Source organism: Saccharomonospora sp. (genome assembly GCF_027317685.1).
Taxonomy (GTDB): Bacteria; Actinomycetota; Actinomycetes; order Mycobacteriales; family Pseudonocardiaceae; genus Saccharomonospora.
This window is the reverse complement of sequence record NZ_DAHVQP010000057.1, coordinates 48,484-73,213: the sequence shown is the minus strand read 5'-3', so window position 1 is coordinate 73,213 and position 24,730 is coordinate 48,484. Positions and strand designations below refer to the sequence as shown.

Annotated in this window: 26 protein-coding genes and 1 pseudogene; 17 read left to right on the top strand and 10 right to left on the bottom strand. The window is 68.7% G+C overall.

What is annotated here, in order from left to right:
- Nucleotides 1-133: 133 nt before the first annotated feature.
- Entirely contained in the window at nucleotides 134-736 is a 603-nt protein-coding gene (locus tag M7H19_RS07240) for a hypothetical protein (protein WP_298178576.1), read from the top strand.
- Nucleotides 737-915: 179 nt separating this feature from the next.
- Nucleotides 916-1,929: an iron-containing redox enzyme family protein gene (locus M7H19_RS07235; RefSeq protein ID WP_298178640.1), complete on the top strand. Its 1,014-nt coding sequence runs from the start codon at nucleotides 916-918 to the stop codon at nucleotides 1,927-1,929.
- Between the two features lie 118 nt (nucleotides 1,930-2,047).
- On the opposite strand, the gene M7H19_RS07230 is transcribed toward M7H19_RS07235, so the two are convergent.
- From M7H19_RS07230 to M7H19_RS07210, 5 genes are read right to left on the bottom strand one after another with little or no spacing between them, the layout of a single operon-like run.
- Nucleotides 2,048-2,266, bottom strand: a complete 219-nt coding sequence (locus M7H19_RS07230; RefSeq protein ID WP_298178573.1) for a CDGSH iron-sulfur domain-containing protein — start codon at nucleotides 2,264-2,266, stop codon at nucleotides 2,048-2,050.
- Nucleotides 2,235-2,888, bottom strand: coding sequence for a HemK2/MTQ2 family protein methyltransferase (locus tag M7H19_RS07225; RefSeq protein WP_298178571.1), 654 nt, complete (start codon nucleotides 2,886-2,888; stop codon nucleotides 2,235-2,237). Before M7H19_RS07225 ends, M7H19_RS07230 begins: the two co-directional genes overlap by 32 nt.
- A gap of 4 nt (nucleotides 2,889-2,892) precedes the next feature.
- Nucleotides 2,893-3,165: a DUF4235 domain-containing protein gene (locus M7H19_RS07220; RefSeq protein WP_298178570.1), complete on the bottom strand. Its 273-nt coding sequence runs from the start codon at nucleotides 3,163-3,165 to the stop codon at nucleotides 2,893-2,895.
- 33 nt (nucleotides 3,166-3,198) lie between these two features.
- Nucleotides 3,199-3,486 (bottom strand): DUF3618 domain-containing protein, encoded by a 288-nt coding sequence (locus M7H19_RS07215; protein ID WP_298178568.1) that lies wholly within the window; start codon nucleotides 3,484-3,486, stop codon nucleotides 3,199-3,201.
- Entirely contained in the window at nucleotides 3,483-3,896 is a 414-nt protein-coding gene (locus M7H19_RS07210; RefSeq protein WP_298178638.1) for a phage holin family protein, read from the bottom strand. Before M7H19_RS07210 ends, M7H19_RS07215 begins: the two co-directional genes overlap by 4 nt.
- A gap of 210 nt (nucleotides 3,897-4,106) precedes the next feature.
- Here M7H19_RS07210 and M7H19_RS07205 point away from each other — a divergent pair, with 210 nt between their 5' ends.
- From M7H19_RS07205 to M7H19_RS07190, 4 genes are all read left to right on the top strand, one after another.
- Nucleotides 4,107-4,550, top strand: coding sequence for an ATP-binding protein (locus M7H19_RS07205; protein ID WP_298178566.1), 444 nt, complete (start codon nucleotides 4,107-4,109; stop codon nucleotides 4,548-4,550).
- Nucleotides 4,551-4,608: 58 nt separating this feature from the next.
- On the top strand, nucleotides 4,609-5,034 hold the full coding sequence (locus M7H19_RS07200) for a DUF4383 domain-containing protein (RefSeq protein ID WP_298178563.1): 426 nt from the start codon (nucleotides 4,609-4,611) through the stop codon (nucleotides 5,032-5,034).
- Nucleotides 5,035-5,130: 96 nt separating this feature from the next.
- The gene (locus tag M7H19_RS07195) at nucleotides 5,131-6,075 is read left to right on the top strand and encodes a glycosyltransferase (RefSeq protein ID WP_298178560.1); all 945 of its coding nucleotides are present in this window, start codon (nucleotides 5,131-5,133) and stop codon (nucleotides 6,073-6,075) included.
- A 19-nt stretch (nucleotides 6,076-6,094) separates the two neighbouring features.
- Entirely contained in the window at nucleotides 6,095-7,306 is a 1,212-nt protein-coding gene (locus M7H19_RS07190) for a glycosyltransferase (RefSeq protein ID WP_298178557.1), read from the top strand.
- A 94-nt stretch (nucleotides 7,307-7,400) separates the two neighbouring features.
- Here the strand turns inward: M7H19_RS07190 and M7H19_RS07185 are convergent, their stop codons facing one another.
- The 4 genes from M7H19_RS07185 to M7H19_RS07170 all read right to left on the bottom strand — a co-directional run bounded on the left by M7H19_RS07185 (nucleotide 7,401) and on the right by M7H19_RS07170 (nucleotide 12,591).
- A complete protein-coding gene (locus tag M7H19_RS07185) occupies nucleotides 7,401-9,944 on the bottom strand; it encodes an ATP-dependent Clp protease ATP-binding subunit (protein ID WP_298178555.1) in 2,544 nt (847 codons plus the stop codon).
- 69 nt (nucleotides 9,945-10,013) lie between these two features.
- Nucleotides 10,014-10,904, bottom strand: coding sequence for a glycosyltransferase (locus M7H19_RS07180; RefSeq protein ID WP_298178552.1), 891 nt, complete (start codon nucleotides 10,902-10,904; stop codon nucleotides 10,014-10,016).
- Nucleotides 10,901-11,731, bottom strand: a complete 831-nt coding sequence (locus M7H19_RS07175) for a glycosyltransferase (protein WP_298178549.1) — start codon at nucleotides 11,729-11,731, stop codon at nucleotides 10,901-10,903. The genes M7H19_RS07180 and M7H19_RS07175 overlap by 4 nt, the downstream gene beginning before the upstream one ends.
- Nucleotides 11,728-12,591 (bottom strand): polysaccharide pyruvyl transferase family protein, encoded by an 864-nt coding sequence (locus M7H19_RS07170; protein ID WP_298178547.1) that lies wholly within the window; start codon nucleotides 12,589-12,591, stop codon nucleotides 11,728-11,730. The genes M7H19_RS07175 and M7H19_RS07170 overlap by 4 nt, the downstream gene beginning before the upstream one ends.
- A gap of 62 nt (nucleotides 12,592-12,653) precedes the next feature.
- Between M7H19_RS07170 and M7H19_RS07165 the strand changes: the two genes are divergently transcribed.
- The 9 genes from M7H19_RS07165 (at nucleotide 12,654) to M7H19_RS07125 (ending at nucleotide 23,051) form a co-directional block, all read left to right on the top strand.
- Nucleotides 12,654-13,646, top strand: a complete 993-nt coding sequence (locus tag M7H19_RS07165) for an NAD-dependent epimerase/dehydratase family protein (RefSeq protein WP_298178545.1) — start codon at nucleotides 12,654-12,656, stop codon at nucleotides 13,644-13,646.
- Nucleotides 13,647-13,819: 173 nt separating this feature from the next.
- Complete coding sequence (locus M7H19_RS07160; RefSeq protein WP_298178542.1) at nucleotides 13,820-15,460, top strand: carbamoyltransferase C-terminal domain-containing protein; 1,641 nt, start codon at nucleotides 13,820-13,822, stop codon at nucleotides 15,458-15,460.
- Nucleotides 15,457-16,968 carry an HAD-IIIA family hydrolase gene (locus M7H19_RS07155; protein WP_298178539.1) on the top strand — a complete coding sequence of 504 codons (1,512 nt, stop codon included), beginning with the start codon at nucleotides 15,457-15,459 and terminating at the stop codon, nucleotides 16,966-16,968. Before M7H19_RS07160 ends, M7H19_RS07155 begins: the two co-directional genes overlap by 4 nt.
- The gene (locus M7H19_RS07150) at nucleotides 16,965-18,059 is read left to right on the top strand and encodes a glycosyltransferase family 9 protein (RefSeq protein ID WP_298178536.1); all 1,095 of its coding nucleotides are present in this window, start codon (nucleotides 16,965-16,967) and stop codon (nucleotides 18,057-18,059) included. The genes M7H19_RS07155 and M7H19_RS07150 overlap by 4 nt, the downstream gene beginning before the upstream one ends.
- Complete coding sequence (locus M7H19_RS07145; RefSeq protein WP_298178533.1) at nucleotides 18,056-18,619, top strand: SIS domain-containing protein; 564 nt, start codon at nucleotides 18,056-18,058, stop codon at nucleotides 18,617-18,619. Before M7H19_RS07150 ends, M7H19_RS07145 begins: the two co-directional genes overlap by 4 nt.
- Complete coding sequence (gene rfaE2 / locus M7H19_RS07140) at nucleotides 18,616-20,001, top strand: D-glycero-beta-D-manno-heptose 1-phosphate adenylyltransferase (protein WP_298178531.1); 1,386 nt, start codon at nucleotides 18,616-18,618, stop codon at nucleotides 19,999-20,001. Before M7H19_RS07145 ends, rfaE2 begins: the two co-directional genes overlap by 4 nt.
- Nucleotides 20,002-20,068: 67 nt before the next feature.
- Nucleotides 20,069-20,755: an SDR family NAD(P)-dependent oxidoreductase gene (locus M7H19_RS07135; RefSeq protein ID WP_298178528.1), complete on the top strand. Its 687-nt coding sequence runs from the start codon at nucleotides 20,069-20,071 to the stop codon at nucleotides 20,753-20,755.
- Nucleotides 20,746-21,819, top strand: coding sequence for a glycosyltransferase family 9 protein (locus M7H19_RS07130; protein ID WP_298178525.1), 1,074 nt, complete (start codon nucleotides 20,746-20,748; stop codon nucleotides 21,817-21,819). The genes M7H19_RS07135 and M7H19_RS07130 overlap by 10 nt, the downstream gene beginning before the upstream one ends.
- Nucleotides 21,801-23,051: a UDP-glucose/GDP-mannose dehydrogenase family protein gene (locus tag M7H19_RS07125; RefSeq protein WP_298178522.1), complete on the top strand. Its 1,251-nt coding sequence runs from the start codon at nucleotides 21,801-21,803 to the stop codon at nucleotides 23,049-23,051. Before M7H19_RS07130 ends, M7H19_RS07125 begins: the two co-directional genes overlap by 19 nt.
- A gap of 217 nt (nucleotides 23,052-23,268) precedes the next feature.
- Here M7H19_RS07125 and M7H19_RS07120 read toward each other — a convergent pair whose 3' ends face one another.
- Nucleotides 23,269-23,685, bottom strand: a complete 417-nt coding sequence (locus M7H19_RS07120) for a CBS domain-containing protein (protein ID WP_298178635.1) — start codon at nucleotides 23,683-23,685, stop codon at nucleotides 23,269-23,271.
- A gap of 150 nt (nucleotides 23,686-23,835) precedes the next feature.
- Between M7H19_RS07120 and M7H19_RS07115 the strand changes: the two genes are divergently transcribed.
- Nucleotides 23,836-24,291, top strand: a complete 456-nt coding sequence (locus M7H19_RS07115) for an STAS domain-containing protein (protein WP_363321341.1) — start codon at nucleotides 23,836-23,838, stop codon at nucleotides 24,289-24,291.
- 104 nt (nucleotides 24,292-24,395) lie between these two features.
- Nucleotides 24,396-24,590 (top strand): annotated as a pseudogene (locus tag M7H19_RS07110) (hypothetical protein); the annotation flags it as partial.
- Nucleotides 24,591-24,730 lie beyond the last annotated feature (140 nt).

The window sequence follows — 24,730 nt, the reverse complement described above, 5'->3', positions numbered from 1 at the left end:
GGCCGTGTGAATCGCGTAATTCTGCCACACTACGCGTCGAATCGGTCACAATACCGGGCAGTGATCCTGCCACTTGATGATCTACGGTAAGACAGCTCAGCTCGGCTGACCCTCGGTCCGAAGGGGCTTTCGCGTGGACAACGATGTGTCGGTGACACGGCTCTCCGACGACGACTGGAACGACCGTGTCCCACCGGGGCCACGGTCGCGGATGCGTGTGCTCGCGGTGATGGGCGCCGTCGTCGTCGGCTGTGGTGTCGCGGCTGTCGCGGTGAACCTCGCGCCGGACACCGACGACGATCGCGCCGACGACTACAACGACGCCGTGGTCGTCATCGATCCCAGCCAGACGTCGCTCTATCCCACTCCCACCACCGGCGTGGTCGAGACCACCACGAGCACGACCGACAGCAGTGCGGTGGTCACCGACGTGCCCGTCGACGATACGCTGACCACCGGAGGCGACCCCGAGGTCGGGGACGACTTCCCCGGCGGCGGCTCGGACGACGGCGACCACGGCCCGGGTGACGGCTCGGACGACGACTCCGGGGACGACCCCGACGTCACCTCCTCGCCGACGACTTCCCCGAGCTCCCCGGTTCCGTCCGAGTCGCCCACTCCATCACCGACCACCACCCCGCCGCCCGATGACGAAGACGACGAAGACGAGGAAGAGGAAGAGGAAGAGGAAGAGGAAGAGTGCACTCCCTCGTGGTGGATCGGCTGCTGGTTCTGAAAAAGGCCGGAAAGCCGTCCGCTCCCCCAGCGCACAAGAAGCGGGTGAGGGAGACGGCAGAGAGGTCGGGCGTAGCCCGTTTCGGTGTACCGGGCCGCGGTGTCGGGTAATCCATGCGCGTGACTACCGTGAGCAAGCCCCGCGCCGAGGGGGCCGAGGCACAGGCAACCGAGACACAGGTGGCCGAGTCGGCACAGGTGGCGCCGCTGCCGCTGCCCCGGGGGCCGCTGTCGGCGGCCGTCGTGACGGCCCTTAGGGGAAAGCCCGACTCGCGACCACGCTTGCCCGTCGACGCCGGGCAAGCCGAACCGTACGGTGACGATCTGCACCTCACCCTGCAGATCTGCTACGAGCTGCATTACCGAGGGTTCACCGACGTCGACCCCGACTGGGAATGGCATCCCGACCTGTTGCGCCTGCGCACAGCGTTGGAGCAGCGGTTTCTGACCGCTTTGCGCGAGGACGTTCCCGGAGGCGGACGGGACGACGACGTCGAGTCCGCTCTCGACGATCTCCTCGTCGAACCGGTGCACGGTGAGGGACTGACCCACTGGCTCCGCGACGAGGGCACCTGGCTGCAGATGCGCGAGTTCCTGGCGATGCGGTCGATCTACCACCTCAAGGAGGCCGACCCGCACGCATGGGCCATCCCCCGGCTGTACGGGCAGGCCAAGGCGGCGCTGGTGGCCGTAGAGTTCGACGAGTTCGGGGGCGGCCGTTACGAACGCATGCATTCCCGCCTCTACGCCGATCTGCTGGAGGCCGCGGGGCTGCGGTCCGACTACCTGGGCTACATCGAACACGTACCGCCGCAGGCGTTCGCCACTGTGAACCTGATGTCGTTGTTCGGGTTGCACCGGAGCCTGAGAGGAGCTCTGGTGGGGCACTTCGCGGCGGCCGAGATCACCACCGCGCCCAGCGCCCAACGCATGGTGAAGGCCCTCGATCGCCTGGAGGCCCCGGAAGCGTGCCGGTTCTTCTACACCGAGCACGTGGAGGCCGACGCGGTACACGAACAGGTGCTGCGTCGGGAGGTGATCGGTGACCTGCTGGCCCGCGAACCACACCTCGCCGCCGACATCGTGTTCGGGATCCAGGCCACCGAACTGGTGGAGTCACACCTCGCCGAGCACACGCTGAAGCACTGGCGCAAGAACAGGAGTGCCCTGCGCCGCTCCCTGAACGACGGGTGACGACAGGCGGCCACACCGGCCCGGGGTGAGTCACCCCGGGCTGTTTTCCCGAGTCGCCGGGCGCTGCGGAGACGAAACGGCCCGGGACGAGGGTGAACCGGCCGGGACCTACCGTTTCTTACGACGATGGCTGACGATGGCTGGCGTCGCAGAAGGGATAGTTCTTGCTGCGCCGGCAGGCGCACACCGCGACCAGGAAACGGTCGGAGACAACAGTGCGTCCGTCCCCGCAGTCCAACTCCACCGGCCCCTCGATGAGCACGGGACCGCCCGGTACGACGGTGACCCGGCGTGGCTCCCGGCCCCTACGAACGGGTCCGGTCGGTTCGGTCGGCACGGATCACCACCAGCTCTTCCTCGCGCTGCCCACCGGAGATCAGTCCTCGCTGTTCCAGGTAGTCCACACGCTCACGCAACACCGGGCCGAACGGGATCCTCTTGCGCGCCACGATCGAGGTTCGCAGTTCGGTCTCCTTCAGGGCCGTCAGCGTCCGTCCCACACCGGACAACGATGACTGTACGAGCAGGAAACTTCCCCGTTCGGACAACAGCCGTGGCACGGCCACGCACAGCGGATCGATGACCGCGCGCCCGTCGGGGCCCGCGTCCCAGCGGCTGGACGAACGAGCACCGCCCGGCCACGGCACGTACGGCGGGTTGGCGAGCACGAGATCGAACGGACCTTTCGGAAGCACCGTGGACACATCGGTCCTGCGCACTCGCACGGGAAGTCGCCGCACACGCGCGTTGAGCCACGCCGCCGCGAGCGCACGCCGAGACACGTCCACAGCGGTGACATCGGCCGCGCCGGACCGCACCGCGGCCACGGCGAGTGCCCCAGTGCCCGTTCCGACGTCCAACACTCTGGAACCCGGCGGTAACGTCACGCCGGCCAGTGCTTCGCCCAACAGGCCGGTGTCGTCCTGTGGTCGGTACACACCGGGCGGACGTAACAGCATGCGGCTAGTCCTCTTCTTTCTTACCCGGCCAGGCACCGATCACCTTCTCGTAGCTCGCGGCACCCGCGCGGTCCACAGCCGCCTTCACCGCGCCCATGATCGCGCCCTGAGCCGCCGCAGCCGCCACGACCTGCCAGGCCGTGAACGTACGATCGGTGGCCTTGGGAGGTTTCTTCTCCCCGGTGGCCCGTCGCCACACCTGCCGGAACACGGCACTCGCCAGCAGGCCACCACCCACGCTGACCATCAGGCTGAGCGGCCGATACAGCGCCTTCATCGCCTTGCCTTCATCACTCCGCCTTCATCGCCTTCATCGCTTCAGCTTCCACGTGAGCAGGCTGCCGAGTAGCAGTGCGATGACACCGCCGCCCGCGGAGACCGCGACCGGGTTGGCTCGCAATACCCGTAACGCTTCCTGCGACCGGTCCTGGAACTCTTCCTTGGCTCGATACCCCACGTTGAGGCGCTGTACCAGTTCTCTCGCGGTCTCGCCGAGTTCCTGCCTGGTCAGCTCGATATCGGTGCGCGCCTGCTCCACCGTCTGCGGAAAGGCATTGTCCGACTCGTCCGACTCGTCCGACGTGCTCGACGTGCTCATTGCCGCATCCTCTCCTTCACGGTGTCGATGTCGGTGCGCACACTCTCGACGGCCTCTCTCGGTATGGGCGGCGATCCCTGGCGAACCTGGGCTCTCCCCACGAGAGCCAGCAGGCCGGCGAATACCAGCAACGCGCCACCGACCAGGAGCGCCGCAGCCCACGCCGGCAGCACGAGAGCCAGAGCCAGCACGGCTGCCGCGACAAGAACCCCCAAAGCGAAAAGGGCGATGAACCCGGCTGCCCCGGCCATCCCCGCGCCGAGACCGAACCGCTTGCCCTTGGTCTGCATCTCGGCACGCGCCAGCTTCATCTCGTTCCTGACGAGCCTGCTCGTCTGTGCGGAAAGGTCGTTGACGAGCTCCGCCACCGAGCGCTGGCCCAGGGTCTCACGTCGTTCGTCGTACACCACGGCTTCCTCCCATTCGTCGTGCACTCACGGCACTCCCGCGCCAGTGGCCGTTCGACGGTGGTCACCGTGTGCCCCGCCGAGGACCGGCACAAACCTCACTCGGCCCTCACTCGGCCGGGCCGATCGGCGAGTCGGCGGGCGGCACGTCCGGGTCAGGACTTCCACTCGGGTGAGTGTGGACATGCCCGCGCTGGGTATTCCCGCCACATCATGAAAAGACGTGAACTGGTGGATTGGCTGGGGCCGACGTGCCGCGGGCCGGTGGAACTACGTGTTCCCGCCGTCGCCCGGCACTTGGTCATGGTCCGCATGATCGCCCAAAGCGTCGCCGAGCAAGAAGGGTTCGATCCCGACGAGGTGACCGACCTCGTCCTCGCCGTCGACGAGGCGTGCGCGAGTCTTGTTCGCGCGTCCGTGCCGGGGGCGATGTTGACCTGTCGGCTGTCCGTCGCGTTCGGAACCCTTCGAGTGGAGGCATCCACCACGACAGTCACGGACGGCATTCCCAGCCGACATTCATTCGGCTGGCGAATGCTGGACACGGTCACCGACTCGCTGTCGGCATGGCGGTACGAGTTCGACCCGCAGCGGGGCGTGGACCGCGTCGTCCATATCGACTTCGCCAAGCAAGCCGCACGCCGGATGGCGAGATAGCGGCGAGCACTCCACGCGGCGACAGCGACGAGCCGCGTCGTCCCAAGGCGGGTGAGGCATGAGAATCTCCCAAGCACCGCGTCTGAAGATAAACACGGCCCGCATCGTGGTAGTGGTGGTGGGACTGTGGTACCTGGGGCTCGGCATCACCGGGTTCGCCGCCAGCGGCCAGGGCATGGGGGCGGACTCCTCGCGGGGATTCTGGATCTTCGGCACGAGCACCGTGCTCAACCTGGGGTACCTCCTGGTGGGTGTGCTCGCGCTGACGGCGACTCGCAACGACAGAACCTTACGAGCTTTCGGGTGGCTCAGTTTCCTGGCATTCACCGGATTCTTCGCCTACAGCATCTTCGCGGCCACCATGTCCTCCTTGGGCAACCTCGCCAACGTGAGGATCGCGAACGTGGTGATGTACGGGGTGACGGCATTACTGGGACTGTTCCTCAGCCTCATTCCGTATCGCGAAGACAGGCACACACCGTGACAGCGTCTGCTTTTTCTTCGACAGCGAGTGATTGACTCGCGACCAACGGCGTTGTCTCCGGTTTAGCCGAGCACGGCTTCGGGCAACTTCGGTGACATGAAGCTGCTCGTGTGGCATGTCCACGGTTCTTGGACGAACTCGTTCGTCCAAGGGGAGCACACCTACTTTCTGCCCACTATGGACGATCGTGGGCCGTGGGGCCGGGGTAGGTGTGGACGCCCATGGCCCGACTCGGCCGTGGAGGTCCGCCCCGACGAACTGCGCGAGGTGGACATCGACGCCGTGGTATTGCAGCGGCCCGAGGAGATCGACCTGGCGGAGGAGTGGCTCGGCAGACGGCCCGGCATCGACCTGCCCGCCGTCTACGTGGAACACAACACGCCCCGCGGTCACGCGGTGAACTCTCGCCACCCGATGGCCGACCAGGATGACATCGTGCTCGTCCACGTCACCCACTACAACGAGTTGATGTGGGACAACGGGATCGCTCCCACGGTGGTCATCGACCACGGCATCACCGACCCCGGTCACCGCTACACCGGTGAACTGCCGCACGCGGCCGTACTCATCAACGAACCCGTACGACGGGACCGGATCGTGGGCACCGACCTGTTGTCCACGTTCGCCCAAGCCGCGCCGATCGACCTCTACGGCATCGGCGTCGACGCCGTCACCGTCGAAGCCGTGACCCCGATCGGCGACCTGTCCCACGACGCGCTGCACACCGACATGGCCCGCAGGCGCGTGTACGTGCACACGGCCCGATGGACCTCGTTGGGCCTGTCCTTGGTGGAGGCCATGCACCTCGGAATGCCCGTCGTAGCGGTGGCGTCCGCGGAGGCCGCGACGGCGGTCCCGCGTGACGCGGGGGTGGTGTCCACCGACGTCGTCGAACTCGCCTCGGCGGTGCGCACGTTCTGCACCGACCCCGAACTGGCCACCCGCGTAGGTAAGTCGGCCCGTGAACACGCGCTGACACGGTTCGGGCTCGACGCGTTCCTGCATCGCTGGGACACCCTGCTCGCCGCGCTTTCGTCCTGAACCTGCACAGGGAGGCACGATGAAGATCTCGATGGTGTCCGAGCACGCCAGTCCGTTGGCAGCGTTGGGCGAGGTCGACGCGGGCGGCCAGAACGTGCACGTCGCCGAACTGTCCACGGGCCTGGCCAAGGCCGGGCACGAGGTGACCGTCTACACCCGGCGCGACAACCCCGGCCAGCCCGAGGAACTCACCATGCCCGGCGGTTACCGCGTGGTGCACGTGCCCGCGGGCCCCGCCCACCACGTGCCGAAGGACGAACTCCTGCCGTACATGGGCGAGTTCACCCGTTTCCTGCGCGAACGCTGGGAACTCGACCGGCCGGACGTGGTACACGCGCACTTCTGGATGTCCGGCCTGGCCGCGTTGATGGCGGCTCGCCCCGTGGAGATCCCCGTGGTGCAGACGTTCCACGCTCTCGGAGTGGTGAAGCGTCGCTACCAAGGCGCACACGACACGAGCCCCTCCGAGCGGATCGGGCTGGAGCGACTCATCGGGCGACACGCGGCCCGGATCGCGGCGACGTGCGCCGACGAGGTCTTCGAACTCGTGCGGATGGGCCTGCCACGGTCCCGGATGTCCGTGGTGCCGTGCGGTGTCGACCTGACCCGCTTCACGCCTTCGGGCGCCAGGCAGCCGCGAGGTAGCCGGTACCGCATCGTCTCGGTGGGCAGGCTGGTGCCGCGCAAGGGTTTCGATGTCGTCATCGCGGCACTGCGCTCCCTGCCCGAGACCGAACTGGTCATCGCGGGCGGTCCCAAGGAAGGCAGGCTCGCCGAGGACCCGGAGGCCCGGCGACTACTGCGGTTCGCCGCCGAACTCGGCGTGGACGACCGGGTGCACTTGACGGGCCAGATCGCGCGGACGGACATGCCGCCCTTGCTGCGTTCCGCCGACGTCGTGGTGTGCACCCCGTGGTACGAACCGTTCGGGATCGTTCCCCTGGAGGCGATGGCCTGTGGCGTGCCCGTGGTGGCGACCGCGGTCGGAGGGCTGACCGACACGGTCGTGGACGGAGTGACGGGCACGCATGTGCCACCGCGCCGTCCCGACGCCCTGGCCACGGCCGTGCGCAAACTGCTCTCCGACGCCGCTTTGCGGGACGCCTACGGCATCGCGGGAGCCGACCGGGCCCGTTGCCGGTACTCGTGGGACCGCATCGCCGCGGACACCTATCGGGTCTACGAACGCACGGTGCCCGCGGCCGTCGTCAGCGGCGAGGAAACGGGCTGACAGCGGAGACGGCGGAGCAGCTGCAGAAACGATGGCTACCGCCGAAGCGGTAGCCATCCGATCGCCACCCAATCGCCGAGGTCGGTATCCGGGCTCAGTAGCCGAGCGGGGCGGCCGGGGCGGCGACGTCGAAGGCGAGCCGTCCGTCCCGCACCGTCACGGCGACATCCGTGCCCGAACCGATCTCGCCTTCGAGCAGCTTCTTCGACAACACGTTGTCGACCTCGCGCTGGATGGTGCGCCGCAGGGGCCGCGCCCCGTACTCGGGCTGGTAACCCGCCTCCGACAGCCACCGCACCGCCTCCGGCGCGAAGTCCACGGTCACGCCCTGCGCGTGCGCCTTACGCTTGGTCTCCCCGAGCAGCAACGTCGTGACCTGCTCCAGTTGCTCGGGCGACAGCTTGCGGAACACGATGATCTCGTCGATGCGGTTGAGGAACTCGGGGCGGAAGTTCTCCCGCAGTTTGCGCATGAGCCGTTCCCGCAGAGGCCGTTCCGTATCGCTTGCGTCCTGCGGGGCGAAGCCGAGGCCGCCCTGCGTTCCGCTCAACACGAGCTCGGAACCGATGTTGCTGGTCATGATGAGCACGGTGTTGGTGAAGTCGACCGTGCGGCCACGCCCGTCGGTGAGCCGCCCGTCGTCCAACACCTGCAACAACATGTTGAACACGTCCGGGTGGGCCTTCTCGATCTCATCGAGCAGAACCACCGAGTACGGCCTCCTGCGCACGGCCTCGGTCAACTGGCCGGCCTCCTCGTAGCCCACGTAACCGGGAGGTGCCCCGACGAGCCTGCTCACCGTGTGCCGCTCACCGTACTCGGACATGTCGAGGCGCACCATGCTGTCCTCGCTGCCGAACAACGCCTCGGCCAGCGCCCTCGCCAACTCGGTCTTACCGACCCCCGTCGGTCCGAGGAACAGGAAACTCCCCGACGGCCGATCCGGTTCCGCGAGCCCGGTCCGGGCTCTGCGCACGGCCTCGGCCACGGCGACCACCGCTTCGTCCTGCCCCACCACACGGCCGTGCAGGTGTTCCTCCAGACGCAACAGCCGCTCACGTTCCTCCCGCGTCAGCTGTGTCACGGGAATCCCGGTGCTGCGGGACACCACTTCGGCGATGTCGGTGGGAGTGACGTCGGGTGACTCGAGCGGGCGGTCGTCCTTGCGTTCCTCGTCGATCCGGCTGCGCAGGTCCTGGATCTCGTCCCGTAGCGCCGAAGCACGTTCGTAGTGTTCCTCGCTCACGGCCTGGTCCCTGTCGCGGCACAGCTGTTCCAGCCGGGCCTCCATCTCGCGCACCCGCTCCGACCAGCGGCCCGTGCGCATCCGCACCCGAGCCCCCGCCTGGTCGATGAGGTCGATGGCCTTGTCGGGCAGGTACCGGTCGCTGATGTAGCGGTCGGAGAGTGTGGCGGCCGCGTTCAGCGCCTCGTCCGTGAACCGCACCTGATGGTGGGCCTCGTACTGGTCCCGCAGCCCGCGCAGGATCGCGACCGTGTCCTCCACGTTCGGCTCGGGCACCAGAATGGGCTGGAACCGACGTTCGAACGCCGGGTCGTTCTCGATGTTCTCGCGGTACTCGTCCAACGTCGTCGCACCGACGATGTGCAGCTCTCCCCTCGCCAACGCGGGCTTGAGCATGTTACTCGCTCCCATCGACCCCTCCGAGGCGCCCGCACCGACCACCGTGTGTAACTCGTCGATGAACACGACGAGCTTGCCCTGGTTCTTGCGCAGCTCGTCGAGCAGTTTCGTCATGCGTTCCTCGAAGTCACCGCGGTAACGCGTACCCGCCACCATGGCGGCGATGTCGAGCTGCACCACGCGCCGGTCGACCATCGACTCGGGCACCTGGCCGTCCACGATGCGCTGCGCGAGCCCCTCCACGATGGCGGTTTTCCCCACCCCGGCCTCTCCGATCAGCACCGGGTTGTTCTTGGTGCGTCGGGACAGCACCTCGACGGTCTGTTCGATCTCGTCGTCCCGGCCCACCACAGGGTCGATCTCACCGTTGTGCGCCATCGCGGTGAGGTCACGTCCGTACTCGTCCAGAGTGGGGGTCTGGCTGGTCTGCGGTTGCTGGCCTCCGTCCCGAACGGCGTTCGGCGGACTCGTCGGCCCGGAGATCGCCTGCCGCATCGTCTCGGGTGTCACACCCGCCTCGTTCAGCATCAGCCCCGCTCTGGAATCGGGGTTGGCCACCAGCGCCAGCAGTATGTGTTCCGGCCCGATGTAGGACGACCGCAGTCCGCGGGAGATCTGGTGGGCGTCCAGCAGGGTGCGTTTCGCCCCCGGCGTGAGCACGGGCGTGCCCCGCGCTTCCTGGCGGCGTTCCGCGGCCTCCCGCTCCACCCGCTCGGCCAACGCGTCCGGATCGGCCCCTACACGTTGGATCAGCTCCCGGCTCCCGGGCACCCTGGTCGCCGCCCACAGCAGGTGGGTGGAGTCCAGCTCCCGATGCCCCCACTCCCCGACCTGGCGGACGGCCGCCGATACCAGCGCGATCGCCTGCTCGCTCATCAGGCGCGTGATCCCAGCCGCGTGTGGCCGCCGACCCGGCATGGCGTTGCCGAAGAACTGGGCGAGCAACGAATCGAACGGACTCGGACCGGGGTCGGCCCCGAAGAAGCCGGTCATCGACACACTCCTTTGCGACGACGTTCGTCCTGCATGCGGGCCTACCCGGTCGACCGCACCGTCAACCGTTCAGGAGACATAGCGGCGGGCGGGAGAGTGTCGCTGCGACTCCTCCAACGACTGCAATCCCTCCTCCACCGACGCCGGAACCACCCGCCGTTCCGACAACACCCACGGCAGTCCTCGCACCGCCTCCACCACCGCACCGAGCGTGGCGGCGTCCTTCGGCGCCGAGCCGAGGATGTCGAGGGTGCGACGCGCGGCCGATCGGGCGGGTCGGCGTAACCACAACGTCCACAGCGTGTTGCGGATGCCGAGTTGACGGCGCCGCCGCGGATCCCGAACGCGGGACGGCGCGTGGTGGATCACGATGTCGGGGTCCCAGCACATCCACCAGCCGTGCGCGGCGAGGTCGATGGCGAGCAGCTCCTCCTCACCGCCGAGCCACATTCGCGGGGAGAACCCGCCGACCTGGCGGAACGCCTCGACCCGGAACGTCGTGAGACCGGCCATGACACCGAGCAACGCGGGCCCCGGCAACCAGTCCGGTCCCCGTACGGGAGAGTCCCGCAGCTCCGGGGTGATGGGGTCCTCGACGAGGTCGGGCTCCACCAGGCAGCGGCCGGTCACCGACGCGAGGCCGGGATAGGTGTCCAGCAGATCCGCCGCACGAGTGAGCGCACCCGGCTGCCAGCGGGTGTCGTCGTCACAGAAGGCCACGTACGGTGTCCGGACCTGCCGCACCGCGAGGTTCCGGGCGAGCGCGCCGAGATTGCGGTCGCAGCGCAACAGCGACACGTGCGGGAAGACGGTGGCGACCGCATCGGCGGTGCCGTCGGCCGACGCGTTGTCGGCGACCACGATCGGCGCGGCGTCGGGCAGGGACGTCATCGCCTCAAGCGTCCGCAACACCTCGTCCCGACGGTTATGAGTGATCACCACGACCGTGACACGGTTCATGCCAGCTCCTGGATCTGCTGCTCGACGTGCTGAGGAAGCGCGCGACGGGCGCCCAACGCGCGGGGCAGACGGCGAAGCGCGCCCGCTGCCGCGACCGGATCGCGCAGCAGGCCCCCGGCCGCTCGTACACAGTCACCGACCGGACGCCGCATCCACGTGATGAGCGCGTTGTTGCGGCGTTCGATCCGCCGCCGCCACGCCGCGGGCGGCCGGACCGACGACGGATGGTGGTATGCCCGCAACCGGTCGACGTAGCACAGGCCCCAACCCCTGGCGGCGAGGTCGTAGGCGAGCAGTTTCTCCTCGGCACCGAAGTACAGCAGCGGATTGAACCCGCCCGCGTCGAGGAACGCGCTGCGCCTCACGATCGCCGAACACGCCAGGAATCCCAGAACCACCGGCCCCGGTAGGTCCGGGCTCGTCCCCAAGGGGCTGTCGGCCATCAGGTCGCACACGGGGTCACGCCGCGCCTCCGGACCGACGAGCGTGGTCGCGGCGACGAGCCCCAATCGGGGGTAGGCGTCGAACAGCACCTCGGCCTGGGACAACGCGCCCTGCTCCCACCACGAGTCGTCGTCGCAGAACGCCACGTACGGCGTGTCGGCGGCCTCCACGCCGAGGTTGCGTGCGGCCATCCCCACGTTCTCGGGCAGGCGGATCAGCCGCACACCGGGGAACTCGTCGCGCACCCGTCTCGCCGTGTCGTCGCGCGAACCGTTGTCCGCCACGATGATTCGAGGAGACGGGCGCAGCTCACACAGCCTCGTCAGTGTGCGGGCGAGGTCGTCCGCGCGGTTCCTCGTGGCGATCACGACCGTCGTCCTCATCGCAACACCTCACCCAGTAGCTCGGCGACCAGCGTTCCCCGGCCGCCCGGGGACGTGCACCGCCAGGGCTTGTCGGACAGGCACCAACTCCACCAGTGGTCGAGCATCTCCGGACACACCTCCTCGGCGGGGATGACGGCGGGCCAGCCGAGGGCGTTCGCCTGCGCCGTCACCTTGCCGCCACCCGCGACCGGGTCCACCGCCAACACGGGCACTCCGGAACGCAGGGCGAGCACCAGCCCGTGCATACGAGTGGTCACCACGACGTCGAAGCGAGCCACCAGGGAGGAGAACTGGTCGGGTGAGGCGCAGTGCCGCCAATCGGCCGTGTCGAGCCGGGTATCCAGGTTCACTCGCGCGCAGTCGAGGTCCGTGACCCAGTTCAGCAATGTCTTGTGCACCTGTTCATGCCGGCGGCGACCGCCGTACTCGTGCTGCCCGGGCGCGAGCATGATCGCCGCGGCCGGTACCGGTTCGGTGTACGCGCCGTACGACAGGTCGGGCTGCGGCTCGCCCAGTCCGTCCCGGGCGAGGATGCGGTGGAAACCCGCCGCGGCGGCGTTACGTGGATCGATCACCGACACCCCGACCGCGATCCGACGGCAGGTGGGATAACGCCGATGCAGCCACTCCACCTGTTCGCCGTGCACGGGCCCGCACGCGAAGACCACGTGGGTGTAGTGCGCCGGGTCGGCACTGTCGAGATGGAGTGCTTCAGGGAACAGTGCCGGACTCCACGCGGTGTCCACGGCGATGCCCGCGCTGACGAGTGCGTCGCCGACACGACGCATGCTCAGCACATCACCGGCCGTCGCCTCCCCATGGAGGAAACTCGGCCATCCGGTCACCAGCACGCGCATGTCGGCCCTAGTACCCGGCGCCGGAGCGTTTCACACCGAACCGGCAGGGTAATCGAGGCCTCATGGTTACTCGGGATGAACACGTTTTGGTGGCCGGTGGTGCGGGATTCATCGGGTCCCATGTCTGCGAACATCTTCTGAGCACCGGAAATCGAGTGACCTGTGTGGACAGTCTGGTGACGGGGGACATCACCAATGTGTCTTCTCTCCTCGAAGATCCACATTTCCGATTCGTCGAATTCGATATCGCCCGCCCGCTTCGCGAATGGCCCGGACTGGAGCCACCCGGTTCCGTGTTGAACCTGGCCTCCCCGGCCTCGCCGAAGGACTACCAGCGCCTGCCGATCGAGACGCTGCGCGTGGGCTCTCGGGGAACGGAACACACACTGGAATTCGCCGTCCTGCACGACGCCCGATTCGTGTTGACGTCGACGAGCGAGGTGTACGGCGACCCGCTGGAGCACCCTCAGCGGGAGACGTACCGGGGCAATGTCAATCCGATCGGCCCGCGCAGCATGTACGACGAGGCCAAGCGCTACGCCGAAGCGCTCACCATGGCCTACCACCGGGAACTGGGCGCGGACGTGGCGATCGCCCGCATCTTCAACACCTACGGGCCACGGATGCGCGCCGACGACGGCCGGATGATCCCGAACTTCATCACCCAGGCACTGTCCGGGGCACCACTCACCGTGGCGGGAACGGGAACGCAGACCCGTTCGGTGTGCTATGTCGACGACACCGTGGCCGGGCTGCTCGCGTTGTGGCGCAGTGGGCTCACCGGTCCCGTGAACATCGGCAATCCCCACGAGATGACGGTGCGACGAGTGGCCGAGGAGATCCGGGACGTCACGGGGACCACGTCGGAGTTGACATCGATCCCCGGCGCGGTCGACGATCCCCGACGGCGTTGCCCCGACATCACCGTCGCCCGTACCGAACTCGGATGGAGTCCTCGGGTGAGCCTTCGAGAGGGTCTACAACGCACCGTCACTTGGTTCGCCCACTCCGCGAAATCGATTCCGCCGATTTCGCAGGCTTCCCGAACGTCGTGAGAGCGGCATCGTCCTGCCCGTTCTCCGGTCACGGGAGAGCACGGATTCTCCATCACGGTCAGTAGCGACGCCCTGGGGATTTTTCGTGAATCCGTTTAGGCGTCGCTTCAAGGGGTAGCGATGTAGTGCGGGTCGCGCCGGCGACCGATGCCCGATCCGGGAGGTGGGCACGAGTGCGGATACTCGGAATCAACGCCGTCTTCCACGATCCCGCGGCCGCGATCATCGTGGACGGTCGAATCGTGGCCGCAGCCGAGGAAGAGCGGTTCACTCGCCGCAAACACGGAAAATCACCCGTTCCGTTCTCGACGTGGGAATTGCCGGAGAAGTCGGCGGCCTGGTGCCTGGAACAAGCCGGGCTCGATCCCAGCGAACTCGACGCGGTGGCCTACTCCTATGACCCCACGCTGGTGGACGACACGCTCGACGGAGTCGACGCCGGAGGCTGGGAGAAACTGCGCACGCTGTACGCCCGACGGGTGCCCGAGTTCTTGAAGACGGTGTTCCCCGGGCTGGCTCCGGGTGCCGTCCGATTCGTTCGGCACCACGTCGCGCACGCCGCGTCCGCGGCGCTGGCCTCGCCGTTCGGTGACTGCGCGGTGCTCACCTCCGACGGCCGGGGTGAGTCCGAATCGGCGGTGCTCGGCGAGTACCGCGACGGCAAGTTCGTGGAGCTCGCCCACCAGAGCCTGCCCCACTCGCTCGGCTTGACCTACGAGGCCGCGACGGCGCATCTGGGTTTCCGACGCTCCAGCGACGAGTACAAAGTGATGGCTCTCGCCTCCTACGGCACTCCCCGATTCACGGAGGAGCTGCGGGAGCTGGTCTTCGCCTCCGGCGACGGCGGTTTCCGGACCGCTGTCGTGCCGTGGGACCGTTTCGCACCGCCCCGCTCCCAGGACGACTCGCTGCTTCCCGAACACGCCGACCTGGCCGCAAGCGTTCAGCGGGTCACCGAGGAAGTGTTGCTCGACCTCGCGCGGTGGCTGCACGAACGTACCGGGCACACCGACCTGGCCCTGGCGGGTGGTACGGCGCTCAACTGCGTGGCCAACACCCGCCTGTACGCCGAGGGCCCGTTCGAGCGGCTTTGGGTGCAGCCCGCCGCCGGTGACGCGGGAACGGCTCTGGGGGCCGCGCTCCAACTGGCCGCGGATTTCGGTGAATCGGTCGAACCCATGCCGGGAGCCGACCTCGGACGCGGCTGGGACGAGGGCGAACTGAGAGCCTGGCTCGATCGCGCCCGCGTGCCCTACGAACGGTGTGACGACATCGCCGAGACCGTGGCCGAGGCACTGGCCGACGACGCGATCGTGGCGTGGTTTCAGGGTCGTTCGGAGTTCGGCCCGCGCGCGCTCGGCCGCCGCTCGTTGCTCGCCCATCCCGGTAGAGCGGAGAACCTGGAACGCCTCAACGACGTGAAGGGCCGGGAACAGTTCCGTCCCGTGGCACCGATGGTGCTCGCCGACCGTGCCGCCGAGCTGTTCAGCCGTGGACCGATTCCCAGCCCCTACATGCTATTCGTTCACGACGTCTGCCCACAGTGGCAGGACCGAATCCCAGCTGTGACGCATGTGGACGGTACCGCGCGGATTCAGACCGTCGATCGCGCCGACGACCCACTACTGGCGGACATGCTCACCGCTTTCGAGCGCAGGACCGGTCTGCCGACCGTGGTGAACACCAGCCTCAACACCGCCGGCCGACCCATGGTGGACGATCCACGGGACGCATTGGAGTGCTTCGGCTCCGCACCCGTGGACCTGCTCGCCATCGGACCGTTCGCCGTCCGCCGAAAGGGGTGGACACCGTGAGTGGCACCGACCGCGACGCTCCATCCCACACCGTGTCCTACACCGTCGTCGTCCCCACGACCGGACGCGACGAACTGACCACACTGCTGAACGCGCTCGCGCACGGCCGTGGTCCCGCACCCACCGAGGTGGTCGTCGTCGACGACCGGCCCGCCCCACACTGCCGCGAACCCCTGCCCCTGCCGGAACTCGACGTGCCCGTGCGGAGGCTGACCTCGGGCGGTCGTGGCCCGGCCGCCGCCCGCAACGTCGGCTGGCGAGCCGCGGCCGACAACTGGGTCGTCTTCCTCGACGACGACGTCGTCCCCGGTGAGGACTGGCCCGCCCGGCTCGCCGACGATCTCACCGGTCTCGACGACGACGTCGCGGCTTCGGTGGCCCGGATCGTCGTGCCGTTGCCCGGCAGCCGTAGGCCCACCGACGACGAGCGGGACACACTCGCCCTGACGAGGGCACGCTGGATCACCGCCGACATGGCTTACCGGCGCCGAGCGCTGGTCGAGGTGGGAGGTTTCGACGAACGGTTCCCCCGCGCCTATCGGGAGGACGCCGACCTGGCGCTGCGTATCCGCCGCGTGGGCTGGCGGATCGTGGAGGGCACGCGCGTCACCACGCATCCGCCCAAGTCCGGTGATTTCTTCGCCAGTGTGCGCAGGCAGCGTGGCAACGCCGACAACGCGTTGATGCGCGCCAAACACGGCGCCGGTTGGCGGGCGGAGGCCGGTGAAGGTGACGGCAGGCTCGGCAGACACGCGCTCGCCACGCTCGCGGGCGCGTCGGCGCTGACCGCCCTCGCCGCCCGGATTCCGAAAGCGGCGGCACTGGCCGGTGGCCTCTGGGCGGGGCTGACAGCCGAGTTCGCCACCCGCCGCATCGCACCGGGGCCGCGTACGCCTCGGGAGGTGGCGCGGATGGCCGTCACGAGCGCCGTGATCCCGCCCACCGCGTGCGCACACCGGTTGCTGGGCGAATGGCGGGTGCGGCGGGGTCGGGCGGTGCTGTTCGACCGCGACGACACTTTGATCGAAGACGTTCCGTACCTGTCCGATCCCGAGAAGGTGCGGCCGATGCCGAAGGCGGCCGAGGCCCTGTCACTGCTGCGGGAAGCGGGCGTGCCCCTCGGTGTGGTGAGCAATCAGTCCGGCATCGCTCGGGGCCACATCACGCCGGATCAACTACGTGCGGTCACCCGGCGGGTGGACGAGCTGCTCGGCCCCTTCCAGACGTGGCAGTCGTGTCCACACGGTCCCGACGAGAACTGTCCCTGCCGCAAACCCCGTCCCGCCATGGTGTTGCGAGCCGCCGAGGAACTGGGCGTGGATGTCCGGCGCTGCGTCGTCATCGGTGACATCGGGTCCGATGTGGAGGCAGCGCTGACGGCGGGGGCTCGGGCGATCCTCGTACCGACCGCCCGCACCCTGCCCCACGAGATCGAGATGGCCCGCCGGTACGCCACCGTCGCGCCGGACCTTCCGGCGGCGGCGCGAGTCGCGTTGGAGCTGACATGACGGGCCGGGTCCTCGTCGCACGGCTGGACAACATCGGCGACGTGCTGCTGGCGGGACCGGCGGTACGCGCCGTCGCAGCGCGGGCCGAGCACGTGGTGCTGCTGGCGGGGCCGAGGGGACGGGTCGGTGCGGAACTGCTGCCCGGGGTGGACGAGGTCGTGGAGTGGTGTGCTCCCTGGATCGACCTGGAGCCGCCCGAGGTCACCGATGAGTCCGTCGGCGCACTCGTCGAGCGAGTCCGGAAGCTGCGGCTCGACGCGGCACTCGTTCTCACCTCGTTCCACCAGTCCCCGCTGCCGCTGGCGTTGGTGCTGCGGCTGGCGGGGGTGCCGTGGATCGGCGCGATCAGCGACGACTATCCCGGTTCGTTGCTCGACCTTCGGCTTCGGGCCGACGGTGATCCGCCCGAAGCCGAGCGGGCGCTGTCGCTGGCCCGCGCCGCCGGCTTCCCCTTGCCGGACGGCGACGACGGCGCGCTCGCGGTGCGCCGCCCACTCCCCGACACCCGAGCACTGACCGGACCGGCCCCCTTCGTGGCCGTGCACCCGGCGGCGTCGGTCCCGGCACGGCAGCCGACCCCGGAACGCACCGCCGCCATCGTGGCCGCACTCGCCGAAGCGGGACACCGCGTGGTGGTCACGGGTGCTCCCGACGAACGGGAACTGACCGCCCGGGTCACCGCCGAAGCCACAGGTCCGGCCACGGGTCCGGCGCGCGGTGATGCGGCGGAGATCGTCGACCTCGGTGGGGCCACGTCCCTGCCCGAGCTCGCCTCCGTGCTGGCCGCCGCCCGCGTGGTGGTCGCCCCCAATACCGGCCCGGCCCATCTCGCCGCGGCCGTAGGCACCCCCGTGGTGTCTTTATTCGCGCCCGTGGTGCCCAGTGCCCGTTGGGCGCCCTACGGAGTGCCCAGCGTCGTGCTGGGAGACCAGCACGCGCGGTGTGCGAACACCAGGGCACGTCATTGCCCCGTGCCGGGACACCCGTGTCTGGCGATCGACCCGGCGGACGTGGTGGCGGCCGTCGATGCGCTCCTCCCCGGACGCGACGGCGGTCTCGTCGGCGCGGCGACTACTGGAGGTGTGTCGTGATCGAAGAGCATTTCCGAGCACTGAGCGATGCACTGCATCGAATGCGTGCCACGGCGCCGACGATCGAGTCGTGGGCCGATCACCTCGCCGGCGTGCTCACCGGCGGCGGGCGTCTACTGGCGTGCGGGAACGGCGGAAGCGCGGCCGAGGCGCAACACCTCACCGGCGAACTGGTGGGCAAGTTCTACCACGATCGGCAACCGTTGTCGGCCATCGCCCTGCACGCCGACACCTCGGCGGCCACGGCGATCGTCAACGACTACGGCGAGCACGAACTGTACGCCCGGCAGGTGCGGGCACACGGCCGTCCCGGTGACGTCCTCGTGGCACTGTCCACGAGCGGACGTAGCCAGAACGTGGTAACCGCCGCGAAGATGGCCCACGAGCTGGGCATGGTGACGTGGGCGTTGACCGGGCCCGACCCGAATCCACTGACGGCGCTGTGTACCGACGCCATCGCCGTGGACGCCGACAACGTGGCCACGGTGCAGGAGATCCACCTCGTCGTCGTGCACGCGCTGTGCGCACAGCTGGACCGGAGGCTGGGAGTGGTCGCGTGAAGCCGCTCGTGGTGATCGGTGATGCGTTGCTCGACGTGGACATCGAGGGCAGCGCCACGCGACTGTGTCCGGAAGCGCCCGTGCCCGTGGTGGATGTCGAGGGCGAGTGGGTGCGTCCCGGTGGGGCGGGACTCGCGGCAACGTTGCTCGCCACCCGCACCACCCCGGAAGTGGTGTTCGTGACGGCGTTGGGTACCGATGCCACCGGGCACCGGCTCGCGTCGCTGCTAGCCCGCGACGTCGAAGTGCTGCGGTTGCCGTTGGACGGTGAGACGGTCCGCAAGACCCGAGTGCGGGCCTCGGGACAGTCCGTCACCCGGCTGGACACCGGATACGGCCGCGCAGCCGAGGACCCTCTGCCCGCGCGGGTACGACGCGTGCTCGACGACGCGGCGGCGGTGCTGGTGTCCGACTACGGTCGCGGCGTGGCCGCGCATCCCGAGCTGCGACGGCTGTTGACGGAGATCGCCGGGAACACGCCGGTGGTGTGGGATCCGCATCCCCTCGGGCCCGCTCCGGTCCCGGGGGTGACCGTGGCGACACCGAACGAACGCGAGGCGCTGGCCGCGTCCGGTGGGTGTGTCAACGCCGCGAAGGCCGCCGAATTCGTGCGGCGCGACTGGCACTGCCACGCCACGGCGGTGACCTTGGGAGCGAAAGGCGCCGTGTTGGCCGGCCCCGACTCGGCCGCGCCCGTCACGGTGCCGGTGCCGGACGGCGCGGCCCTCACTGCCCAGAGGCTCGACACCTGTGGCGCGGGTGACCGGTTCGCCAGTGCCGCCGTCGCCGCGTTGGCCGACGGCGCCGACATCACCGACGCCGTCGTCTCGGCGGTGGACACGGCTTCCCGGTTCGTCGCCGCGGGCGGCGCCTCGGCTCTGTCCGTGCAAGACACCGCGCACCGGAACGAGCCCGACGCCACCGGCGTCTCCGGGCACTCGGCGTTCGACCTCGCCGAACGCGTACGCAGACGTGGCGAGCGGCTCGTCGCCACGGGCGGTTGTTTCGACCTGCTGCATGCCGGGCACGTGAGCCTGCTGCGGCAGGCGAGGGCACTCGGCGACGCGCTCGTGGTGTGTGTCAACTCCGACGATTCCGTGCGGCGGCTCAAAGGGCCCGGACGTCCGGTCGTCACCGCCACCGACCGGGCCCGACTGCTGGCCGAACTGTCCTGTGTAGACGCAGTGGTGGTGTTCGAGGAGTCGGCGCCGTCCGCTGTTCTGGAACGGCTGCAGCCCGACGTGTGGGTCAAGGGAGGCGACTACGCGGGCGGGGAACTTCCTGAGGCCGAGGTGGTGCGCCGCCACGGCGGCGAGGTGGTGCTGGTACCGACCGTGGACGGCTACTCCACCACCCGGCTGTTGCAGGAGGCGAACCGCTGACCGAGGACGACGGTCGCGGGAAAAGGGAAAACGGTGAACGACCGGGAACCGGGAACAAGGAGGCACGATGAAAGTTCTGATCAGCGGCGGGTCGTCGGGGCTCGGCGCCGCGACGGTCCGGGAGGTCCTCGACGCGGGCGGCACACCGCTCGTACTCGACAGGGAGCCTCCCGCGGTCGAGATGGACTCCCGGGTGGACTACGTGTGCGCCGACCTCGCCGACACCCCCGCCACCGAGAGCGCCGTGCGTGAACTGGCCGAACGCGCGGGTGGACTCGACGCCGTGTTCACTGCCGCGGGCATCGACACCCCGGGCCGCCTGGACACGATCTCCACCAAGGAGTGGGAACGCATCGTGCAGGTCAACCTGCTGGGCACCGCCGCCGTCGTGCGAGCCGCCCTGCCCTACCTCGAACAGTCGCGCGGCACCGTGGTGACGTGTTCTTCCACGCTGGGGCTGCGCTCGGTGTCCGACGCCACCGCGTACTGCGCGTCCAAGGCCGGTGTCGTCGGTTTCACCCGCGCGCTCGCCGCCGAGACCGCGGGCCGGATCGGTGTCACGTTGCTGGTACCCGGTGGCATGGACACCGCGTTCTTCGACGACAGGGACGACCAGTACAAACCTCCGCCGGACGCGAAACTCAACCGGCCCGAGAACGTGGCCAAGGCCGTCCTCCACGCCCTGCGGCAACCGGTGGGTTGCGAGGTCAGGGAGATGGTGGTCTGCCACTCCGAAGAGGGGTCATGGCCGTAACACTCGTGTTGCGCGCGCTCGGGCTCGGCGACCTGCTGACCTCCGTGCCCGCGCTCCGCGCCCTGCGCAGGGCGCGGCCGGACGACGAGATCGTGCTGGCCGCGCCCGCGCCGCTGGCTCCTCTGGTGGGGTTGCTCGACGCCGTGGATGTCCTGCTTCCCACTCCGAGACTGGGCGCGTTGCGGCGCAGCGCCGCCGACGGTGCGCTGCCCCGTCCCGATCTCGCCGTGAACCTCCACGGCAGGGGTCCGCAGAGCATCGCCGACCTGCTGGACACGGACCCTGGAAGGCTCATCACCCACCGGCATCCGGACCGTCCTCGGCTCGACGGCCCCGCTTGGAGGGACGACCTGCACGAGGTAGCGCGGTGGGGTGCGTTGTTGGCCTACCACGGCATCCCCGTCGACCCGGGAGAGCTGTGGGTCTCTCCCCCACCCGAGCCGAGCCCCGCGCCGGGAGCGGTGGTGATCCACCCCGGAGCGGCCTTCCCGGCCCGGCGTTGGCCGCCGGAACGGTTCGCCGCCGTCGCCCGAGCCCTCGCCGACGACGTCAGTGCTGCGGTGGGCCCGGCCCCTCCCGTCATCGTCACCGGCAGCGAGGCGGAACGCCCGCTGGCCGTCGACGTCGCCGAAAGGGCGGGACTCGGCCACGAGGCCGTGTTCGTGGGCCAGGACCTCGCGGGCCTGGCGACACTCGTGGCCGGTGCCTCACTGGTCGTCTGCGGAGACACGGGCGTCGGCCACCTCGCCACCGCTTTCGGGACCCCGTCGGTCCTGCTGTTCGGACCGACCTCACCGGACTGGTGGGGACCGCCCGCCGAACGGCCGCAGCACGTGGTGCTGTGGGCGGGCACGGTCGGCGATCCACACGCGCAGACCCCGGACCCGGGACTGCTGCGGCTCACCGTGCCTGCCGTGACCGAGGCGGCACGGACGCTGCTCGTCGGAGGTGTTCCATGTCGGACCAGTCGGACCAGCACCACGGACTCCCCGCCCGGCCGGGGGAACCCGCACGAGCGGACAGGCTCACGGTCGGTGTCGTCGGTATGGGTTACGTCGGACTGACCAGCGCCGCTTGTCTGGCCCACCTGGGCCACCGAGTGACGGGCGTGGACATTGACGCCGACAAAGTGGCTCTGCTCAGTCGCGGCAAGGTGCCCATCGCCGAACCCGACCTCGACGAGCTGGTGACCGAACGCCTCGCCGACGGCTGCCTGGCGTTCACCACCGACCTCTCCGAACTGGCCTCGGCCGAGCTCGTCCTACTCTGCGTGCCGACGCCGGTGGCTTTCGACGGTACGGCCGACCTACGGGCTTTCGACGCCGCCGTCGAGACATTGTCCGATGTGCTCCGGCACGATTGCGTCGTGGTGATCAAATCGACCGTCCCGGTCGGGACCACGGAGCGCACGGCCCACACGCTGGGCCGGGCCGCGGTCAGTAACCCCGAGTTCCTCAGAGAGGGCCATGCCGCCTACGACTTCCTGCATCCCGACCGCATCGTGATCGGCGCGACCGAGGACGAGGCCGCCGACCGGGTGGCCGCGCTCTACGACGAGATCTCCGCGCCCGTGCTGCGTACCGATCCGGCCAGCTCGGAACTGGGGAAGTACGCCAGTAACGCCTTCCTCGCGCTGAAGGTGTCCTACGTGAACGTGCTGGCCGAACTCTGTGAACGACTGGGTGCCGACATCGTCGACGTCGCCGAGTCCATGCGCCTGGACCCGCGTATCGGGTCGGCGTTCCTCTCTCCCGGCCCCGGTTGGGGAGGTTCCTGCCTGCCGAAGGACACTCGCGCGCTGCTGCGCACGGCCGGGCAGGCCGGGGTGGACTTCGCCGTCCTGGCCGGTGCGATGGCGGCCAACCGTCGGCAACACGAGCGAGTGGTGGAGAAAGTGCGGGAAGCGGTCACGGGCTCCCCCAACGGCTCGCTCCACGGCCTGCGGCTGGGCCTGCTCGGGCTGGCTTTCAAGGCGGGCACGGACGACGTGCGGGAGTCTCCGGCGCTGGCCGTCGCCACGCTGCTGGCCGAGGCGGGTGCCGTATTGACCGGTTACGACCCGGGTGTGAACCGGACGACGGACATGAGGCCGGTGCACGTGGTGGACGATCCGACGCTCGTCGCGAAGGACGCCGCCGGTCTCGTGCTGCTGACGGAATGGCCGGAGTTCCGGACACTCGACTGGGCTCAGTTGGCGGAGCTGACCGAGCACCCCACGATCGTGGACACCCGGAACCTGCTCGACACCGAGACCGTGACGCGGGCGGGCTTCGCATACCACCGCCTGGGCCGGTGAGAACGCGACCCAGGCGGTGGAACCGAACGATATTCACGAATAATAATCGCGGGAAAACGAATAATATTCACACCGCGTTGCACTACACCGAGATCTTCACGGCGGGAACCCTCGACGAACTCTTTCGCGCGAATCCACCGACCTACCTCAGCCAGACAATCTAGACACTGACTATTTCAACACCAAGCCAACGAAAACAACAGAAGAATTCACCCGATCAGTCACGGGAGATGTTCTCAACCGTGTTCCCCACATCGGCATCCGACAGTTCCCGAGCAGCGTCGGCCTGAGCCACGATACCGACCAATTCTTCCTCCTGAACCACGGGAAGACGCCGCAGCCGATGCCGGGACATCTTCTCCAACGCCACGGAGACGTCCTCGTCCGGCCCCACCGAAACGACGTCGTCCTGGGCCAGCTCACCGGCGTGTATGGCCACCGGATCCTTGCCCTCGGCCAGCACTTTCACCACGATGTCGCGGTCGGTGAGCACACCCTTAAGCTTGTGGTCCTCCCCCTCGATAGGGAGGGAGCCGACTCCCTCGGAAGCCATTCTGCGAGCCGCCCGCGACACCGTCTCGCTGGTCTCGACGATGGCCGGATCACTGGTCATGATGTCCCGAACTCGTGTCACCAAAGCTCACTCCTTGCGTTGCGAGAATCCTTCCTTCAGGGAATCCCCGCGTTTTTTGGCCTTTGCACATTGCGCCGTCCGGGCTAGTCTTTGGGCAGTCGGGCGGTTGAGTAGGCAACGGCCGGACTTAGTTTCGACCAATCGGTTGATGTGGACACCGCTGGAGGTGCCGTGTCCGAACTAGCAATACCCAATTCACTATTGGGCCTAACCACCGAGTGTTATGGAGAAGCAGGTGTTGTTGTCACAGTGAGCGGCGAGATCGACCTCAGCACGAGGGACGAACTCGCCGAACACCTGAACACGGCGCTGGACGCCGTGTCGCCGACCCAGCCCCTCATCGTGGACCTCAGCGAGGTCACGTTCCTGGGGTCGGCAGGACTGGCTTTACTGCTGGACACACAGGACGTCGCCGTGCGGAGGGGAGTTCTCCTCCGGGTGGTCGCCACTCAGCGTGCGGTCCGGAGACCGGTCGAGGCCGTGGGCCTGGCCGACGCGTTGCCGTTGCACGCGACGGTCGAAGAGGCCATAGCCGACGTTCCCGTGCCTCGAAGCGGGAACGAACTGGTCGGACTGCCGCTTCAGGTGGACTCGGCGATTCTCTGAGCGCGGGGTTGCCTTCGCCGCGGCGGTCGCGGCGAAGGCGGCTCGGCCGCTTCACTGAACAAGATTCACTGAACAAACGGCCGAGTAGGCACTACTGTGCGGATATGACCCGCGCTACAGCTCTCGCGGCAGCGTCCACGTTCCTCACCGGCCACGCCCGTCTGCTCGACCGACACCGATACGGATTCCTCGTGGGCCGTGGCGATCCCCAGGCGACGCTGTCCGCGCTCGCCGCGTACCGCAACGCCGACGGCGGCTACGGTCACGGCCTCGAACCCGACCTGCGTTCGCCCGAGAGCCACTCGGCCGGACAACGGTGTGGGCTTTTGTGCGAGGTCCGTGTCGTCGGGTGAATCCACAGCGCCATGCTGACATCCCGTGCAACCGGTTTCTCCAGCCGTGAGTAGCGCGCCCGCCACTCACGGCCGGAGGAATCACC

Coding starts and splice junctions, on each gene's coding strand:
- M7H19_RS07225 (WP_298178571.1), bottom strand. CDS start 2,888: ATGCTGTTACGTCCGCCCGGTGTGTACCGACCACAGGACGACACCGGC.
- M7H19_RS07220 (WP_298178570.1), bottom strand. CDS start 3,165: ATGAAGGCGCTGTATCGGCCGCTCAGCCTGATGGTCAGCGTGGGTGGT.
- M7H19_RS07215 (WP_298178568.1), bottom strand. CDS start 3,486: ATGAGCACGTCGAGCACGTCGGACGAGTCGGACGAGTCGGACAATGCC.
- M7H19_RS07205 (WP_298178566.1), top strand. CDS start 4,107: ATGAAAAGACGTGAACTGGTGGATTGGCTGGGGCCGACGTGCCGCGGG.
- M7H19_RS07200 (WP_298178563.1), top strand. CDS start 4,609: ATGAGAATCTCCCAAGCACCGCGTCTGAAGATAAACACGGCCCGCATC.
- M7H19_RS07195 (WP_298178560.1), top strand. CDS start 5,131: ATGAAGCTGCTCGTGTGGCATGTCCACGGTTCTTGGACGAACTCGTTC.
- M7H19_RS07190 (WP_298178557.1), top strand. CDS start 6,095: ATGAAGATCTCGATGGTGTCCGAGCACGCCAGTCCGTTGGCAGCGTTG.
- M7H19_RS07185 (WP_298178555.1), bottom strand. CDS start 9,944: ATGACCGGCTTCTTCGGGGCCGACCCCGGTCCGAGTCCGTTCGATTCG.
- M7H19_RS07180 (WP_298178552.1), bottom strand. CDS start 10,904: ATGAACCGTGTCACGGTCGTGGTGATCACTCATAACCGTCGGGACGAG.
- M7H19_RS07175 (WP_298178549.1), bottom strand. CDS start 11,731: ATGAGGACGACGGTCGTGATCGCCACGAGGAACCGCGCGGACGACCTC.
- M7H19_RS07170 (WP_298178547.1), bottom strand. CDS start 12,591: ATGCGCGTGCTGGTGACCGGATGGCCGAGTTTCCTCCATGGGGAGGCG.
- M7H19_RS07165 (WP_298178545.1), top strand. CDS start 12,654: ATGGTTACTCGGGATGAACACGTTTTGGTGGCCGGTGGTGCGGGATTC.
- M7H19_RS07150 (WP_298178536.1), top strand. CDS start 16,965: ATGACGGGCCGGGTCCTCGTCGCACGGCTGGACAACATCGGCGACGTG.
- M7H19_RS07135 (WP_298178528.1), top strand. CDS start 20,069: ATGAAAGTTCTGATCAGCGGCGGGTCGTCGGGGCTCGGCGCCGCGACG.
- M7H19_RS07130 (WP_298178525.1), top strand. CDS start 20,746: ATGGCCGTAACACTCGTGTTGCGCGCGCTCGGGCTCGGCGACCTGCTG.
- M7H19_RS07125 (WP_298178522.1), top strand. CDS start 21,801: ATGGGTTACGTCGGACTGACCAGCGCCGCTTGTCTGGCCCACCTGGGC.